Below are 15,236 nucleotides of genomic sequence, written 5' to 3' on the forward strand. Positions count from 1 at the left end.
CCCGCATTGTCTGCGTCATGATGCGTCGAAACGGAGTGCGACATGGCCGAGAGCAAGAGCGAGCGCTACAAGGAAAACCTCCAGGGCGAGATTGACGGCGCATCGCTTTATCGGTCGTTGGCGGATGTCGAGCCGGATGCGAAGCTTGCGGAGGTCTATCGGCGCCTCGCCGCGGTGGAAGAGAGCCACGCAGAATACTGGAAGAAGCAGCTCGGCAAAGTTGGCGCGCGCGTACCCGGGCTGAAGCCGGGCTTTCGCACGCGGGCCCTCTCCTTCCTGGCGCGTCGCTTCGGCCCCGCTTTCGTGCTTCCGGTCATCAACACGCTCGAACAGGCCGATAGCGGGGTTTATGACAAGCAGCCCGAAGCCGTTGCGGGCGGCCTGCCGCAGGCCGAGCGTTCCCATGCGCGTATTCTCTCGGCCATCGCGAGCCCCAAATCCGGCCTCGAAGGTGGCACCATTGCCCGGCTCGAGGGACGCCACCGCGCCATGGGCGGCAATGCGCTCCGCGCTGCGGTGCTGGGCGCCAATGACGGCCTCGTCTCCAACATGTCGCTCGTCATGGGCGTCGCCGGAGCAGAGGTCTCGAACAGCACCATCGTGCTGACGGGCCTTGCCGGCCTTGTCGCCGGCGCCTGTTCCATGGCCATGGGCGAGTGGCTCTCGGTCAATTCCTCGCGCGAACTCTACGAGAAGCAGATCGCGACCGAAGCGATGGAGCTGGAAGAGGTGCCCGAGGAGGAAAAGGAAGAGCTCGTCCTCATCTATCAGGCCAAGGGGCTGAGCGAGCCCGAGGCGAAGGCATTGGCCGACAAGCTTCTCTCCGACAAGAGCACAGCCCTCGATACGCTGGTGCGGGAGGAGCTTGGCATCGACCCGGATGAGCTCGGCGGATCGGCTTGGGGGGCGGCGGGAACGTCCTTCCTGCTCTTCTCCTTTGGGGCGATCTTTCCGGTGGCGCCCTATTTCTTCCTCTCCGGCTGGTCGGCGCTCATCGTCAGCCTCACCCTCAGTGGACTTGCCCTTGTGGGCATCGGTCTTGGCACCTCGCTCTTCACCGGGCGTAGCGCCGTCTTCTCCGCCATGCGGCAATTGCTGATCGGCTTTGCCGCCGCCGGCGTCACCTATGGTGTCGGGGCACTGGTCGGCGTCAGTCTCGCGGGCTGAGTTCTCATTTCGTTCTTGCTTCGCCCTTGCCGCTTCGCTAGGGTCCTCTGTGGGCTGAGTGAGTGCGGGGGCGCGGGGCATGGTTGCGCATATCGAGACGGTCGCCTTTCTGGGTGTGGAGGCGCGGCCCGTCGACGTGCAGGTTCAGATCGCGGGCGGCGCGCCCGCCTTTTCGGTCGTGGGGCTTGCGGACAAGGCGGTTGGCGAAAGCCGCGAGCGTGTTCGCGCGGCGCTCTCGGCCATCGGGCTCGGTCTGCCGCCCAAGCGCATCACCGTCAATCTCGCTCCCGCCGATCTGCCGAAGGAAGGCAGCCATTATGACCTGCCGATTGCGATCGGCCTCCTTGTCGCCATGAATGTCATGCCCGCGCAGGAGCTTGAGCGCTTCGTCGTCATCGGTGAACTCTCGCTCGACGGCGCGATCAATGCCGTGGCGGGCGCGCTTCCGGCAGCGATTGCCGCGAATGGCAGGTCCAAGGGCCTGATCTGCCCCGAGGCTTGCGGGCCCGAGGCCGCGTGGGCAGGCATGGGCGCCGACAATCCGGGCGGCGTTCTCGCGCCTCGTTCCATCATCCAGCTCGTCAATCACTTCAAGGGAACGCAGGTTCTCGCCGAGCCCGCGCCGATGCGCGCGGTGGAAGGGCGGGCTCTTCCCGATCTTCGCGACATCAAGGGGCAGGAAAGCGCCAAGCGTGCCCTCGAAGTGGCTGCTGCGGGCGGCCATAATCTGCTGATGGTCGGTCCTCCGGGCTCCGGCAAGTCGATGCTCGCCTCTCGCCTTCCCGGCATTCTGCCTCCGCTCAATCCCCGCGAAATGCTCGAAGTCTCGATGATTGCGTCGATCGCGGGCGAGCTGACGGCGACGGGCCTTGGCCGCGCCCGCGCCTTCCGCGCGCCCCATCATTCCGCCTCCATGGCGGCGCTGGTCGGCGGCGGCCTTCGAGCGAAACCGGGCGAAGTGTCGCTTGCTCATCGCGGTGTTCTTTTTCTCGACGAATTGCCGGAATTCCCGCGCCAGGTGCTCGACAGTCTTCGCCAGCCCATCGAAACCGGCGAGGCGGTGGTCGCGCGCGCCAATGCGCATGTCACCTATCCGGCGCGTTTTCAGCTCGTCGCCGCCATGAATCCCTGCCGCTGCGGACATGCCGGAGACGCCTCCCGCGCCTGCCCGCGTGTGCCGCGCTGCGTCTCCGATTACCAGTCGAAGCTTTCAGGGCCGCTCCTCGACCGCATCGACATCCATGTCGAGGTGCCGCCCGTTTCGCCTGCCGATCTTTCCCTGCCACCCGCCGCAGAGGGCTCGGCGGAAGTGGGTGCCCGCGTCGCGGCGGCGCGCGCGGTGCAGGAGGCGCGTTACGCGGAGCATGCGGCCCATGGCGGCCCAAGCCTCAATTCGCAGGTCGAGGGCGAATTGCTCGACAAGGTGGCCGCGCCCGACGAGGCGGGCGTAAGGCTCCTCACCGAGGCGGCGGAGCGCATGCGCCTTACCGCGCGGGGCTATCATCGTGTGCTCCGTGTTGCCCGTACGCTTGCCGATCTCGACGGCTCGGATTGCGTTCGCCGCATCCATGTCGCCGAGGCGCTGGCCTATCGCGAGCCCGTTGCCGGACGTCTTGGGGCGCATGCCTGACCCGGGGGCGCATGCCTGACCCGGGGGCGCATGCCTGACCCGGGGGCGCATGCCTGACCCGGGGGCGCATGCCTGAAATGGCGCCTGTACCATGATTGTCCGGGTACAGGCACGGATTGTTCAGCTGCAATTTGTGTGGGTGGCAATAATTGTCCGCTCACGGTCTTGATTGCGAATAAAAATCAAATGAGGATGGCGCCCGAAACGGCCGAGGCAATTATCCGGCCTTGAAGGGGAACATCTCATGTCGCTGAAACGCATTGCCCTCCGGGCTGGTGCCGCCATTGTTGCGCTTGTCGTGCTGGTCGTAGCCGCCGTCTTTCTGATCTTTCCGCGTGTCTCGTCCGCGCCCGAGCTCAAGGTCGAGACGACGCCCGAGCTCGTCGCCCGTGGCAGCTATCTCTTCAACAGCCAGTTCGCCTGTGGCGCCTGCCACACGCCGGAAATGGAGCCGCACCGCTTCTCCCGCGTCGCCGACGAGGCGCGCATCGGCGCGGGCCGGCACATGGGTGGCGTGCCCGATTTCCCGACCGATGTCTACGCGCCGAACCTGACGCCGACGGCGCTTGGCGACTGGACGGATGGCGAGCTTTATCGCGCCATTGTTTCGGGCGTGGATCGCGACGGCAAGCCACTCTTCCCGGTTATGCCCTATCCCTTCTACAAGAGCCTCGATCCTCAGGATGTGAAGGCGGTCATAGCCTATATCCGCTCGCTGCCGCCGCAGCCGATCACGATGCCGCGCACAAAGCTGCCCATGCCGCTTCCGATCTTCATGCGCCTGGTGCCCGCCGATGCGACGCCGCAAACGCGCCCGGACGGCAAGGACGAGGTCGCGCTTGGCAAATATCTGGCCTTCACCTCTTCCTGCTTCGAATGCCACACCAAGCGCAATGAGCGTGGCGAGCCGACAGGTACGCCCTTCGCCGGCGGAAACCCCTTCGGGCTGCCCGGCGGTGCCATGGCCATTTCGGCCAACATCACGCCGGACAACGAGACGGGTATCGGCGGCTGGTCGCGCGAGGAATTCATCGCTCGCTTCCGTTCCCGCAACGCGGAGGCGGACGCCAGGATCACGCCCTCTGGCCATGACTTCGATACCGAAATGCCCTGGAGCTATTTTGCCGGCATGACTGACGCCGATCTCGGCGCGATCTATGCCTATCTCCGAACAGTGCCGCCCATCGACTCGAAGGTCACCCTCTTCACGCCGGCCAGCGAGAAATAAACCGAACCGGAGACACCGCCTCCCTCGGCAGGGAGGCGGTAACCGAATGGAAAGCATGTTCGTCGCAGTTTAGGGGCCGGTTTGCCCTTCACTGCGAGAACCATGTTCGCCGTCTTCGATCATCAAGCGTTTGCGGTCCTTTTGGGGTTCGCCGCGGTCCTCCTGCTCGGTCTCGAGGCCTGGCGGCGCGCGGCGGCGCGCGCCCGCGTCCTGGCGCGGGAAACCGATCGCGTTCATACGGTCGTCGAGACGCTCCGCGACGAGAACTGGCACCTTGCCGAACGCGAGGAGCGCTTTCGCGATCTCGTCCGCACGCAGGGCGATGTCGTGCTGCGCCGCGATCTTCTTGGCCGCATCACCTATGCGAACGAAGTTTTCTGCCAGACCTTCGGCAAGACACCAGCCGATGTGCTGGGCGCCGCCTTCGCGCCCGAATTGCCCGAAGGCGAGAGGCCGCGCCTTGCCTCCTTCGCCGGGCTGCACTTGCCGCCCTATCGCATCCAGTTCGACCAGCGTGTCGTCACCGTGCATGGCCCCCGCTGGTTCGTGTGGGAGGAATTCGCGCTCCGCGACGACGAGGGCAAGCTCCGCGAGATCCAGACGGTGGGCCGTGACATCACCGAGCGCAAGGCGGTGGAGGAACGACTGGCCGAAGCGCTGGACGAGGCGCAGGCCGCGAACCGGGCCAAGAGCCAGTTTCTCGCCGCCATGAGCCACGAGATCCGTACACCCATGAACGGCGTGCTCGGCATGACGAACCTGCTTCTCGATACCAAGCTCACGCCCGCCCAGCGTTCCTATGCCGAGGCGGTGAAGCGTTCTGGCGAGGCGCTGCTCTCGATCATCAACGATATTCTCGACTATTCGAAGATCGAGGCTGGGAAGGTTCATCTCGAAGAAGCGCCGTTCGACCTTCGGGCGACGCTGGAAGGCGTCTGCGAACTTCTGAGTCCGCGCGCCTTTGAAAAGGGGCTCGAAATCATCTCCGAGGCCGAGCCGCAGATTCCGACGCGCCTGATGGGCGACGAGACGCGCATCCGGCAGGTCCTGATCAATCTTGTCGGCAATGCGATCAAGTTCACGGAAAGGGGCGGCGTCCTTCTCCGCGCTCGCCTCGAATCCGGTCCCGGCGCGGAAGAGAAGGCACAGATCGTCATCGAGGTCGAAGATACCGGCATCGGCATGGATGAAAGTGTCCTCGAACTCATCTTCGAGGAATTCCAGCAGGGCGATCAGGGCCATGCACGGCGCTATGAAGGCACGGGGCTTGGCCTCGCCATCAGCCGTCATCTCGTGACCGCCATGGACGGTACGATCGAGGTCGAGAGCCGTCCGGGTGCGGGTTCGCTCTTCCGTGTGAGCATCGCCCTCCGTGTTGTCGAGTCTGCCGCGCAGAGCCGCGATCCGCTCTCCGGCGTCAGTATCGTCATTTTCGATGACCACCCCATTCTCGGGTCTTCGCTCGCCCGCATGGCGCGCGCTGCAGGCGCCGATGTTCGCCTCGTGCGAAATGCTGGCGAACTTCTCGACGCATTGAAGGCCCAGCCCGCCGATATTCTGATTTGCCCTATCGATACGGCCGAAGGCCCCGGCGCGGAACTCGTGGCGCGCGCGCGGGGGTTGGCCCCCGATCTCGGTGCCATCGTGATGCTGCGACCGCAGGATCGCGATCGCCTGCCCGGCCTGATCGCGCAGGATGACGCGCTTTCCGTTTTTCCGAGCATGTTCGACGCCTACCTGGTGCGCCCCGTCCGCGCCTCCTCGCTGCTGACAAGGCTTGAAGTGCTGGCGAAATCCGAAAGGTATGTGGGAAGCGCCGATGCAGAACCCGATATCGACGAGCGTGTTGCCGAAATCGTCGCGCCGTTCCGCCGCCCGCTGAACATCCTTGTCGTCGAGGATAACGACATCAACGCGCTGCTTGCCCGCACACTTCTTGAACGCGACGGCCATAGCGTCATCCTCGCGCGCAACGGCGAGGAGGCGCTGGCCAGCCTCGAAAGGCGCGACGCGTTTGATCTGGTGCTGATGGATCTCCACATGCCGGGCATGGATGGTTTTGAGGCGACGCGCCGCATTCGGGCGCTGGCCGATGAACGCTCCAACCTGCCGATCATCGCGCTGACGGCCAACGCCATGGCCGAGGACCGCCAGACCTGCCTTGCTGCCGGCATGGACGATTACCTCTCCAAGCCCATCATGCCCGACGCGCTGGCCCGCTCGCTCGCCTTCTGGTCGTCGCGCCGCAGTGCGCTGGGCTATGTCCCGCAAGACACGACTGGCGAAAGAACAAATCTCGCCTAAACTCCGGGCCCATCCTGGAGTCGGTTTCAAGGGCAAGGTCGTGGCGGAGATGACGGAAAAGCGAAGCTTCGCGGCGCGGTTCGCCAGCGCGATTTCGATTTATGGCGAGCGGCGTGTCCTCATCATGCTGCTACTCGGTTTTTCTTCCGGCCTTCCCTTCATGCTGGTCTTCGGCACCATGTCGGCGTGGTTGCGCGAGGCGGGCGTCAGCCGCACCGAAATCGGCCTGATGAGCTATGTGGGCCTTGCCTATACGATCAAGTTTCTGTGGGCACCGCTGATCGACCAGATCCGCCTTCCCTGGCTCGCATCGCGCCTTGGCAAACGCCGCGCCTGGATGATCGTGGCGCAAGCGCTTGTCGCGCTCGCTCTGGTCGGCATCTCGTTCTGCGATCCCCATGTGGCGCTGACGCCCATCGCGCTTTTTGCGGTCATGCTCGCCTTCGCTTCCGCGACGCAGGACATTTCGGTCGACGCATGGCGCATCGAGGCGGCGTCGGACGAAAAACAGGGTGCGATGGCTGCCGCCTATCAGCTCGGCTATCGCCTCGCCATCATCGCGTCGGGTGCAGGCGCGCTCTATCTCGCGCAATTCGTTTCATGGCATGCCGCCTATCTCGCCATGGCGGCGTTGATGTGCATCGGCATCGGCGCGGCGCTCGCAGCACCCCGTCTGGCCGACGCGCAGCTTGCCGTCCTTGGCGAAGCGGCGGTGAAGGCCTTTGCGGGCCGTTTCGCGCTCCACGGGCCGCTGAAGGACGCCGTCACATGGATCTATCGTGCGGCCGTTGCACCCTTCGTCGACTTCTTCGGCCATCGCGGCTGGCAGGCGCTTGTCATTCTGGCGTTGATCGGACTCTATCGCCTGCCGGACTTCGTCATGGGCGTCATGGCGAACCCGCTTTATATCGATCTCGGCTTTTCGCTCGCCACCATCGCGACCGTGGTGAAGGTTTTCGGCGTCTGGATGACGATTGCGGGCGCCATTGTCGGCGGCGTCTCCATTGCGCGGCTCGGCATACTGCGCTCGCTGCTGATCGGGGCCAGCGCTGTCTCGCTCACCAATTTCCTCTTTGCCTGGCTTGCGACTCGAGGCGGCGACGTCTCGGCGCTCACCATCGCCATCGGCGCGGAGAATTTCTCGGGCGGCTTCGCGGCCACCAGCCTCATCGCCTATATGTCGAGCCTGACCAATCACGAATTCACGGCGACGCAGTACGCCTTGTTCAGCTCGGCCTATGCATTGCCGGGCAAGCTCCTCGGCGGCATGTCCGGCATCATGGTCGACTGGTACGGCGCGCAAGGCACCCTGCGGGACGTCCTGATCGGCTATGCTCCGACATTGACGGCCAAGACGGCGGGCTATGTACCCTTCTTTGTCACCACGGGGCTCCTCGGCCTCCCGGCCATTCTGCTGATCTTCTACCTGCTTCGGCGCGAAACCGGGACGCCGGGGCAAGTCGAATCGACGGCAGCGGCATCGTGACTGCTTTTTAACGTTTCAAATAAACAATGCCTTTCAAGGGCTTATGACTGTCATACTCGTGACGCAATATGACGTCACAAAGTGACAAACCCCTCGCCCTTTTCTTGGCTTCCGGGCGTGATAATGAAAGGATGGCTAAAATGGCCAGCCACACGTTGATGGCCAAGGTTGAGGCAGATCGGCTCAGGGCCGGGCTGCCGGGTGTTGCCACGCGCGGAAGCGCCGGGGCACGAGCGATAACGGGGTTCGAACATATGACGTTGCCGCATTCGGATGCGACCGTCACCCAATTGCCCGAGGCTCAGGCCCGCGCAAAAGCGGCGGCGAGCCCCTTGAGCTTTGCGCGCAAGGGTACGTTTGAGGTGCGTCTTGCGCGCACACCGCGCGAGATCGACGCGGCGCAGTCGCTGCGCTACCGCGTCTTCTATGAGGAAATGTCGGCCCAGGCCGATGCGCAGACGCGCGCGAGCAAGCGCGACGTCGACCGCTTCGACGAATTCTGCGACCACCTTCTCGTTTTCGATCATGCGCTGGCCAAGGGCGCGGAAGGCGACGATCTGCCGCTCGATGCGGTGGTCGGCTGCTACCGTTTGCTGCGTCAGGATGTGGCGGAGCGCCATGGCGGTTTCTACACGGCCAGCGAATACGACATCGCGCCGCTGCTCGCCCGGGTGAACAAGGATCTTCGCTTCCTTGAGCTCGGCCGCTCCTGCGTGCTGGCGCCCTATCGCAACAAGCCCACCGTGGAGCTTCTCTGGCACGGCATCGCGCAATATGTGGCGCTGCATAATCTCGATGTGATGTTCGGCTGCGCGAGTTTCGAGGGCACGGACCCGGCGAAGCTCAAACTGCCGCTCTCATATCTCTATCACTACCATCTGACGCCGTCGGAGTGGCATGTGCGCGCGCTGCCCGATCGCTATGTCGAGATGAATCTCATGGCGAAGGAAGATATCGACCAGCGCGAGGCGTGGCGCATGCTGCCGCCCATGATCAAGGGTTATCTCCGCGCAGGCTGCTATATCGGCGACGGCGCGGTGGTGGATCAGCAATTCGGCACCACCGATGTGCTGATCCTTTTCCCCGTGACGCAGATTGCCGAGCGCTATCTCACCAAGTTCGGTTCGAGCAAGCCGGCCTGATCCCGCCTCGACCGCCAATTCACGCCAAGTTACTTCACAACCGTGATCGTGATCTTCTCGGATGTGACCGGCGGATTATGCGGAACGTGGTTCGCATCGCCCATGACCAGCTGCAGCGTGTGCTTGCCCGGCGCGAGTTCGATCGTGGCTTCCGTCTGGCCGCCGCCGAAATGCATGTGATGCTCATCCTTCGGCAGCGGATCGTTGAGTTCTTCGCCCTTCGGCAGGTCGGCATCGATCAGCAGGTGGTGATGGCCGGTCTTGGCCTTGTCCACGCCGGCGGGCGCGACGCCGAGACCTTTCAATCCAAACACCACGGTGACGGGGCTCTTCACCTTGGCGCCGTTTTTCGGCGAGATGATGTAGGCTTTGGCCTCGGCGGGCCATTGGGCCGTCGGCGCAGCGGCTTCTTCCGCCCAGGCAGGCGCGGCGCTTACGCCAGCCAGCATGAGTGCGGCAGCGAGTGTTGCTGTTCGGATCGAAGACATGATGGGCTCCCTCATTTGCAGACGGCTGATAGTCATTCGCAAATGAGGGAGAAGCAAGGCCTGTCGCCGGGGCGGAAAGCTCCGCGTCGGCGTCTGCTCAGCGGCCGAGATTATAGGCCGCGAGCGCCGCAATATTGACGAGCTCCGACACGTTGGCGCCGATCGGAGCGATCTGCACCGAACGCTTCAACCCGACGAGGAGCGGGCCGATCAGCGTTGCCTGACCGAGCGACTTCAACAGCTTGGTCGAGATCGACGCGGCATGGATCGCCGGCATGACGAGGACGTTCGCCGTATCCGAAAGGCGGCAGAAGGGATAGAGCGCCATGGCTTCGCGGTTCAGCGCGACATCGGGCGCCATTTCACCGTCATACTCGAAGTCGACGCCGCGGCGGTCGAGGATCTGGATCGCCTCGCGGATGCGTTCCGAGCGTTCGGCCATCGGATTGCCGAAGGTTGAATAGGCGAGCATGGCGACGCGCGGTTCGTAGCCGAGGCGGCGGGCTACATCCGCCGACTGCTCCGCAATGTCGGCGAGTTCTTCCGCCGTCGGCATTTCATGCACGTTGGTGTCGGCGACGAGCACGGTCTGGCCCTTCGCGACGGCAAGCGTCACGCCGATGGCGCGGCGGCCTTCCACCGGGTCGATGACGCGCAGCACGTCCTCGAGTGCGACGGCGTAGTTGCGGGTCACGCCCGTCACCATCGCGTCCGCATCTCCCAACTCGACCATGATCGCGGAGAAGATGTTGCGGTCGTTGTTCACGAGGCGCGCGCAGTCGCGAAGCAGATAGCCCCGTCTCTGCAGCCGCTTGTAGAGGAAGTCCGTATAGGCCGGGTTGCTGTCCGAGAGCCGCGCATTGCGGATATCGAGATCGGTATTGGGATCGAGGCCGATATTGCGCAGCGTCTCGCGCACCAGCTCCTCGCGGCCGATCAGGATCGGATGACCGAGGCCGGTATCGCGGAAGGTGATGGCGGCGCGGATCACGCGCTCTTCCTCGCCCTCGGCGAAGACGACGCGCTTCGGGTCGCGGCGCACCTTGTCGGTGATGACCTGGAGCATGCCGGCCGTCGGCGAGAGACGCGCCGAAAGCTGGTTCTTGTAGGCATCCATATCGACGATCGGATGACGCGCAACGCCGGAATCCATCGCCGCCTTGGCGACTGCCGGCGGGATTTCGCGGATGAGGCGTGGATCGAAGGGCACCGGGATGATGTAGTTGCGGCCGAAACGCGGACGCTCGCCATGATAGGCGGCGGCGACTTCGTCAGGCACATCCTCGCGGGCAAGCTTGGCGATCGCGCGGGCGCAGGCGATCTTCATATCCTCGTTGATCGAGGTTGCGCGCACGTCGAGCGCACCGCGGAAGATATAGGGGAAGCCGAGGACGTTATTGACCTGGTTGGGGTAGTCGGAGCGGCCCGTGGCGACGATGGCGTCGTCGCGGACGGTGGCCACCTCTTCCGGCGTGATCTCGGGATCGGGATTGGCGCAGGCGAAGATGATGGGCTTCGGCGCCATCGACTTGATCATGGCGGGCGTGAAGGCGCCCTTGGCCGACAGGCCGAGCACGATGTCGGCGCCTTCCATCGCTTCTTCGAGCGTGCGCAGCTTGGTGGCGACGGCATGGGCCGACTTCCACTGGTTCATGCCCTCGGTGCGGCCCTGATAGATGACGCCTTTGGTGTCGCAGAGGATCGCGTTCTCATGCGGCAGGCCCATCGCCTTGACCAGCTCAAGGCAGGCGATGCCCGCCGAACCCGCGCCATTGACGACCATCCTGGCGTCTTTGATGTCGCGGCCCGTGAGATAGAGCGCATTGATGAGGCCGGCCGCCGTGATGATCGCCGTGCCGTGCTGATCGTCATGGAACACCGGGATGTTCATGAGTTCGCGCAACCGGCTTTCGATAATGAAGCAGTCGGGCGCCGAAATGTCTTCGAGGTTGATGCCGCCGAAGGAGGGCCCGAGATAACGCACCGCGTTGATGAAAGTGTCCGGGTCCTTCGCCTTGACGTCGATTTCAAGATCGATCGAGTCGACATCGGCGAAGCGCTTGAAGAGAACGGCCTTGCCTTCCATGACCGGCTTCGAAGCCAGCGCGCCGAGGTCGCCGAGGCCGAGGATCGCCGTGCCGTTCGAGATGACCGCGACCAGATTGCCCTTGGCTGTGTAGTCATAGGCCGCGTCCGGGTTTTCCGCGATGGCGCGAACCGGTACCGCGACGCCGGGCGAATAGGCGAGCGAGAGGTCCCGCTGCGTCGCCATCGGCTTCGTCGCGTTGATCTCGATCTTCCCGGGCTTTCCCTGGGAGTGGAAGAGGAGCGCTTCCTCGTCGGTAAACTGGCTGCGTTTTTTGCTCATGATGGCTTCGATCCGGGCGCGGGCGACAAGTTGTCCACAGGGGGGCTGGCAGGCCCGCTTTTTAGGCCCCTGAAGGTCCAATAACAAGCGAAGTTGGTTGATTTAAGCCGAAGAACCAATTTAAGGGCGCTCTTTTTTGGCTCCCTCTTTTCGGGAGAGGCCGATCTGTTAGGCTCCGCCCCATGTCCGAACCTGCACCCAACTCAATGCCCAGCCCGCTCGACGGCGATGCCGCCGAAGTCGGGGAATACGCCGCGGAATCCGGGGCAGCCCCCGCCATTCCGGCGGATGCCACGCCCATGATGGCGCAATATCTGGAGATCAAACACGCCTATCCGGACGCGCTGCTCTTCTACCGCATGGGTGATTTCTACGAGATGTTCTTCGACGACGCCGTGAAGGCTGCCGAGGCGCTCGACATCGCGCTGACCAGGCGCGGCAAGCATCTGGGCGAAGATATCCGCATGTGCGGAGTCCCCGTTCATTCCCATGAGAGCTATCTCGAACGGCTGATCCGTGCGGGCTTCAAGGTCGCCGTCTGCGAGCAGACCGAGGATCCGGCGGAGGCGAAGAAGCGCGGTTCGAAGTCGGTCGTTCGCCGCGAAGTCGTCCGGCTGGTGACGCCGGGCACCCTCACCGAGGACACGCTGCTCGATGCCCGTGCCCATAATTATCTCGCCGCCCTCGCCCGCACGGGCGCCGATCAGGGCTTCGGCCTTGCCTGGGCCGATGTCTCGACCGGCGAATTCGAGGTAACGAATGTTTCGGAAGCGACGCTGGGGGCGGAGCTTGCCCGTCTCGATCCGGGCGAGCTTCTGGTTGCCGACAGCTTCTTCCGCGACGAGATGCTCTCAGGACTCATCGCCCAGCATGTGGGCTCGGTGACGGCGCTTCCGGGCGCCCGCTTCGACTCGGGCGCGGGCGAACGACGCCTGAAATCCCGTCTCGGTGTCGGCGCGTTGGACGGCTTTGGCAGTTTCACGCGGCCCGAAATCGCGGCTATGGGCGCCCTGCTCGATTATGTCGAACTCACGCAGGTGGGCCGCATGCCCGCCCTGCAGACGCCGCGCCGCGTCGCGACGGGCTCGGCCATGGCCATCGACGCGGCGACGCGGGCCAATCTCGAACTCATGAAGACGTTGAAGGGCGAGACCAGAGGCTCTCTCTTTTCGACCATCGACCGCACGGTGACGGGCGCGGGCGCGCGCGAACTCGGCGCGCGGCTCGCCGCACCCCTTACCGATCCCCATGCGATCAATGAGCGGCTCGACGCGGTTGAATGTTTTGGCGAGGCGCGCGACCTGCGTGGGCGGCTTCGCGCGGAACTTCGCGCTGCGCCCGACATGGCCCGCGCATTGACGCGCCTTTCGCTCGGTCGCGGGGGTCCGCGCGATCTTGCCGCGATCCGCGACGGGCTCGGAGCGGCACATGAGCTGGCGCGGCTCATCGACCAGGCACCACCCTCTCTCATGCCGCTGCCGCGGGAAATCACCGACACAGCGGATGCGCTCAGAAGCGTTGCGGCGGCGCTGCGCGATCGCCTCGCCGCCATGCTCGCGCAGGACCTGCCGCTCATCGCGCGCGACGGCGGGTTCATCGCTGCGGGCGCTTCCGCGCCGCTCGACGAGTTGCGGATGCTGCGCGATGAAAGCCGCCGCCTCATTGCGGGGCTCCAGTCGAAATATGCCGATGAGACGGGCGTTTCCGTCCTGAAGGTTCGGCACAACAATGTGCTGGGCTATTACATCGAAGTCGGCCCGAAACATGCCGAGCGCATGATGGCGGCGCCGCTTTCGCAGAACTACATTCATCGCCAGACCTTGGCGAACGCCGTCCGCTTCACCACGGGCGAGCTAGCCGATCTCGCGAGCCGCATCGCCGAAGCCGCAGGCCGCGTTCTCGAAATCGAGCTCGGTCTTTTCGACGAACTCGTCGCGGCAACGCTGGAAAAGGCGGATGTGATTTCGCGAGCGGCTTCCGCGCTGGGTGCTCTCGACGCGACGGTGGCGCTCGCCGAACTTGCGGTTGAGCGGCGCTACGCGCGTCCCCGTGTTGATGACAGCCTCGCCTTCCGCATCAGGGGCGGGCGTCACCCGGTGGTCGAAGCCGCGCTGGAGCGCGAGACGAGCGCGGCACCCTTCGTGCCCAATGATTGCGATCTGACCGGTGAAGGCGAGGAAGCTCATCGCCTCTGGCTGCTCACCGGCCCGAACATGGCCGGTAAATCGACCTTTCTCCGGCAGAATGCGCTGATCGCCATTCTCGCCCAGATGGGAAGCTTCGTGCCTGCCGAGGACGCGCATATCGGCACGGTGGACCGTCTGTTCTCACGCGTCGGCGCGGCGGACGATCTTGCACGGGGCCGCTCGACCTTCATGGTCGAAATGGTCGAGACGGCGGCGATCCTCAACCAGGCGGGCCCCCGCGCGCTCGTCATCCTCGACGAGATCGGACGAGGCACGGCGACCTTTGACGGCTTGTCCATCGCCTGGGCGGCGGTCGAACATCTGCATGAGGTGAACCGCTCGCGCGCCCTCTTCGCCACGCATTATCACGAGCTGACGGCGCTTGCCGAAAAGCTGCCGCATCTCGCCAATGCGACGATGAAGGTCAAGGAATGGGAAGGCGACGTCGTCTTCCTGCATGAGGTGGGGCCCGGCGCCGCCGATCGCTCTTACGGCATTCAGGTGGCAAAGCTCGCAGGACTCCCTGCCGCCGTCATCCATCGCGCCCGCGAGGTGCTGACCGCGCTCGAAAAGGATGGTTCGAGCGACCGCGCCCATGTGCTGATCGACGATCTGCCGCTTTTTTCCGCGGTGGCGAGGTCGGCGCCGCCGGCGCCACAGAAAAGCGCAGTCGAGGAAGCTCTGAACGGTGTCAGCCCTGACGAGCTGACACCGCGCGAGGCGCTCGATCTTCTTTACAGGCTGAAGGCGTTGATGCCTTCAGCCGGAGTCTAGAGCGTATCCGGCTTGACGTAGAGGTCGGAGATCGCGGCCTGCATGTCGTGGGCGCCGTCGATCGCCTTGCCGTTCTTGCAGGCTGTCTCGCCCTTCTGCGCCTCGGTACTTGCCGCCTTCCAGTAGGGCAGGCCCTCCTTGAAGGGCGTCAGGAACTGGTATTGCGCGTCGAGCTTGCTGCATAGCTCCCGGGCATCACTCGACGACAGACCGTTGTCGGTTGCGGCGAAAGCGGGAGCGGCCGAGCTTGCCAGAAGGGCAACGAATGCGGCCGAAAACAGAAGGCGGTTCATGGTCTTCTCCTTTCTGCAATGTTGCCCCCCAACGGATAGAAGATAGGGCCGGAGGCGGCGACGAAACAGAGAGCATTGCCTTAAACCTCGGCAATGCTGCGTTCAGGGTCCCGTCATGCTTTAAAAGCGGAATGCCCCGGTGCGAAATCGGAGCTGGCGATGCATTCATG

10 protein-coding genes are annotated in these 15,236 nt (G+C 64.4%); 7 read left to right on the forward strand and 3 right to left on the reverse strand.

The window, feature by feature from the left end:
• Nucleotides 1-42: 42 nt before the first annotated feature.
• The 6 genes from F2P47_RS00105 to olsB all read left to right on the forward strand — a co-directional run bounded on the left by F2P47_RS00105 (nucleotide 43) and on the right by olsB (nucleotide 8,957).
• Nucleotides 43-1,167, forward strand: coding sequence for a VIT1/CCC1 transporter family protein (locus F2P47_RS00105; RefSeq protein ID WP_152214130.1), 1,125 nt, complete (start codon nucleotides 43-45; stop codon nucleotides 1,165-1,167).
• 79 nt (nucleotides 1,168-1,246) lie between these two features.
• Nucleotides 1,247-2,797 (forward strand): YifB family Mg chelatase-like AAA ATPase, encoded by a 1,551-nt coding sequence (locus F2P47_RS00110; protein WP_152214131.1) that lies wholly within the window; start codon nucleotides 1,247-1,249, stop codon nucleotides 2,795-2,797.
• Nucleotides 2,798-3,041: 244 nt separating this feature from the next.
• Nucleotides 3,042-4,025, forward strand: coding sequence for a c-type cytochrome (locus F2P47_RS00115; RefSeq protein WP_152214132.1), 984 nt, complete (start codon nucleotides 3,042-3,044; stop codon nucleotides 4,023-4,025).
• A gap of 141 nt (nucleotides 4,026-4,166) precedes the next feature.
• Complete coding sequence (locus F2P47_RS00120) at nucleotides 4,167-6,329, forward strand: PAS domain-containing hybrid sensor histidine kinase/response regulator (protein ID WP_185680870.1); 2,163 nt, start codon at nucleotides 4,167-4,169, stop codon at nucleotides 6,327-6,329.
• 49 nt (nucleotides 6,330-6,378) lie between these two features.
• Complete coding sequence (locus F2P47_RS00125) at nucleotides 6,379-7,815, forward strand: AmpG family muropeptide MFS transporter (protein ID WP_152214134.1); 1,437 nt, start codon at nucleotides 6,379-6,381, stop codon at nucleotides 7,813-7,815.
• A 140-nt stretch (nucleotides 7,816-7,955) separates the two neighbouring features.
• Nucleotides 7,956-8,957 carry a l-ornithine N(alpha)-acyltransferase gene (olsB, locus tag F2P47_RS00130; protein ID WP_185680871.1) on the forward strand — a complete coding sequence of 334 codons (1,002 nt, stop codon included), beginning with the start codon at nucleotides 7,956-7,958 and terminating at the stop codon, nucleotides 8,955-8,957.
• Nucleotides 8,958-8,986: 29 nt separating this feature from the next.
• Here the strand turns inward: olsB and F2P47_RS00135 are convergent, their stop codons facing one another.
• Both F2P47_RS00135 and F2P47_RS00140 read right to left on the reverse strand, forming a co-directional pair.
• Complete coding sequence (locus tag F2P47_RS00135; protein ID WP_422561980.1) at nucleotides 8,987-9,436, reverse strand: DUF4399 domain-containing protein; 450 nt, start codon at nucleotides 9,434-9,436, stop codon at nucleotides 8,987-8,989.
• A 106-nt stretch (nucleotides 9,437-9,542) separates the two neighbouring features.
• A complete protein-coding gene (locus tag F2P47_RS00140; protein WP_152214137.1) occupies nucleotides 9,543-11,813 on the reverse strand; it encodes an NADP-dependent malic enzyme in 2,271 nt (756 codons plus the stop codon).
• A 206-nt stretch (nucleotides 11,814-12,019) separates the two neighbouring features.
• On the opposite strand from F2P47_RS00140, the gene mutS reads away from it, so the two are divergent.
• The gene (gene mutS / locus F2P47_RS00145; protein WP_152214450.1) at nucleotides 12,020-14,773 is read left to right on the forward strand and encodes a DNA mismatch repair protein MutS; all 2,754 of its coding nucleotides are present in this window, start codon (nucleotides 12,020-12,022) and stop codon (nucleotides 14,771-14,773) included.
• On the opposite strand, the gene F2P47_RS00150 is transcribed toward mutS, so the two are convergent.
• Nucleotides 14,770-15,066: a hypothetical protein gene (locus F2P47_RS00150; RefSeq protein ID WP_152214138.1), complete on the reverse strand. Its 297-nt coding sequence runs from the start codon at nucleotides 15,064-15,066 to the stop codon at nucleotides 14,770-14,772. The genes mutS and F2P47_RS00150 overlap by 4 nt on opposite strands.
• Nucleotides 15,067-15,236: the final 170 nt, after the last annotated feature.

The sequence above is a fragment of the Parvibaculum sedimenti genome (assembly GCF_009184905.1).
GTDB lineage: Bacteria > Pseudomonadota > Alphaproteobacteria > Parvibaculales > Parvibaculaceae > Parvibaculum > Parvibaculum sedimenti.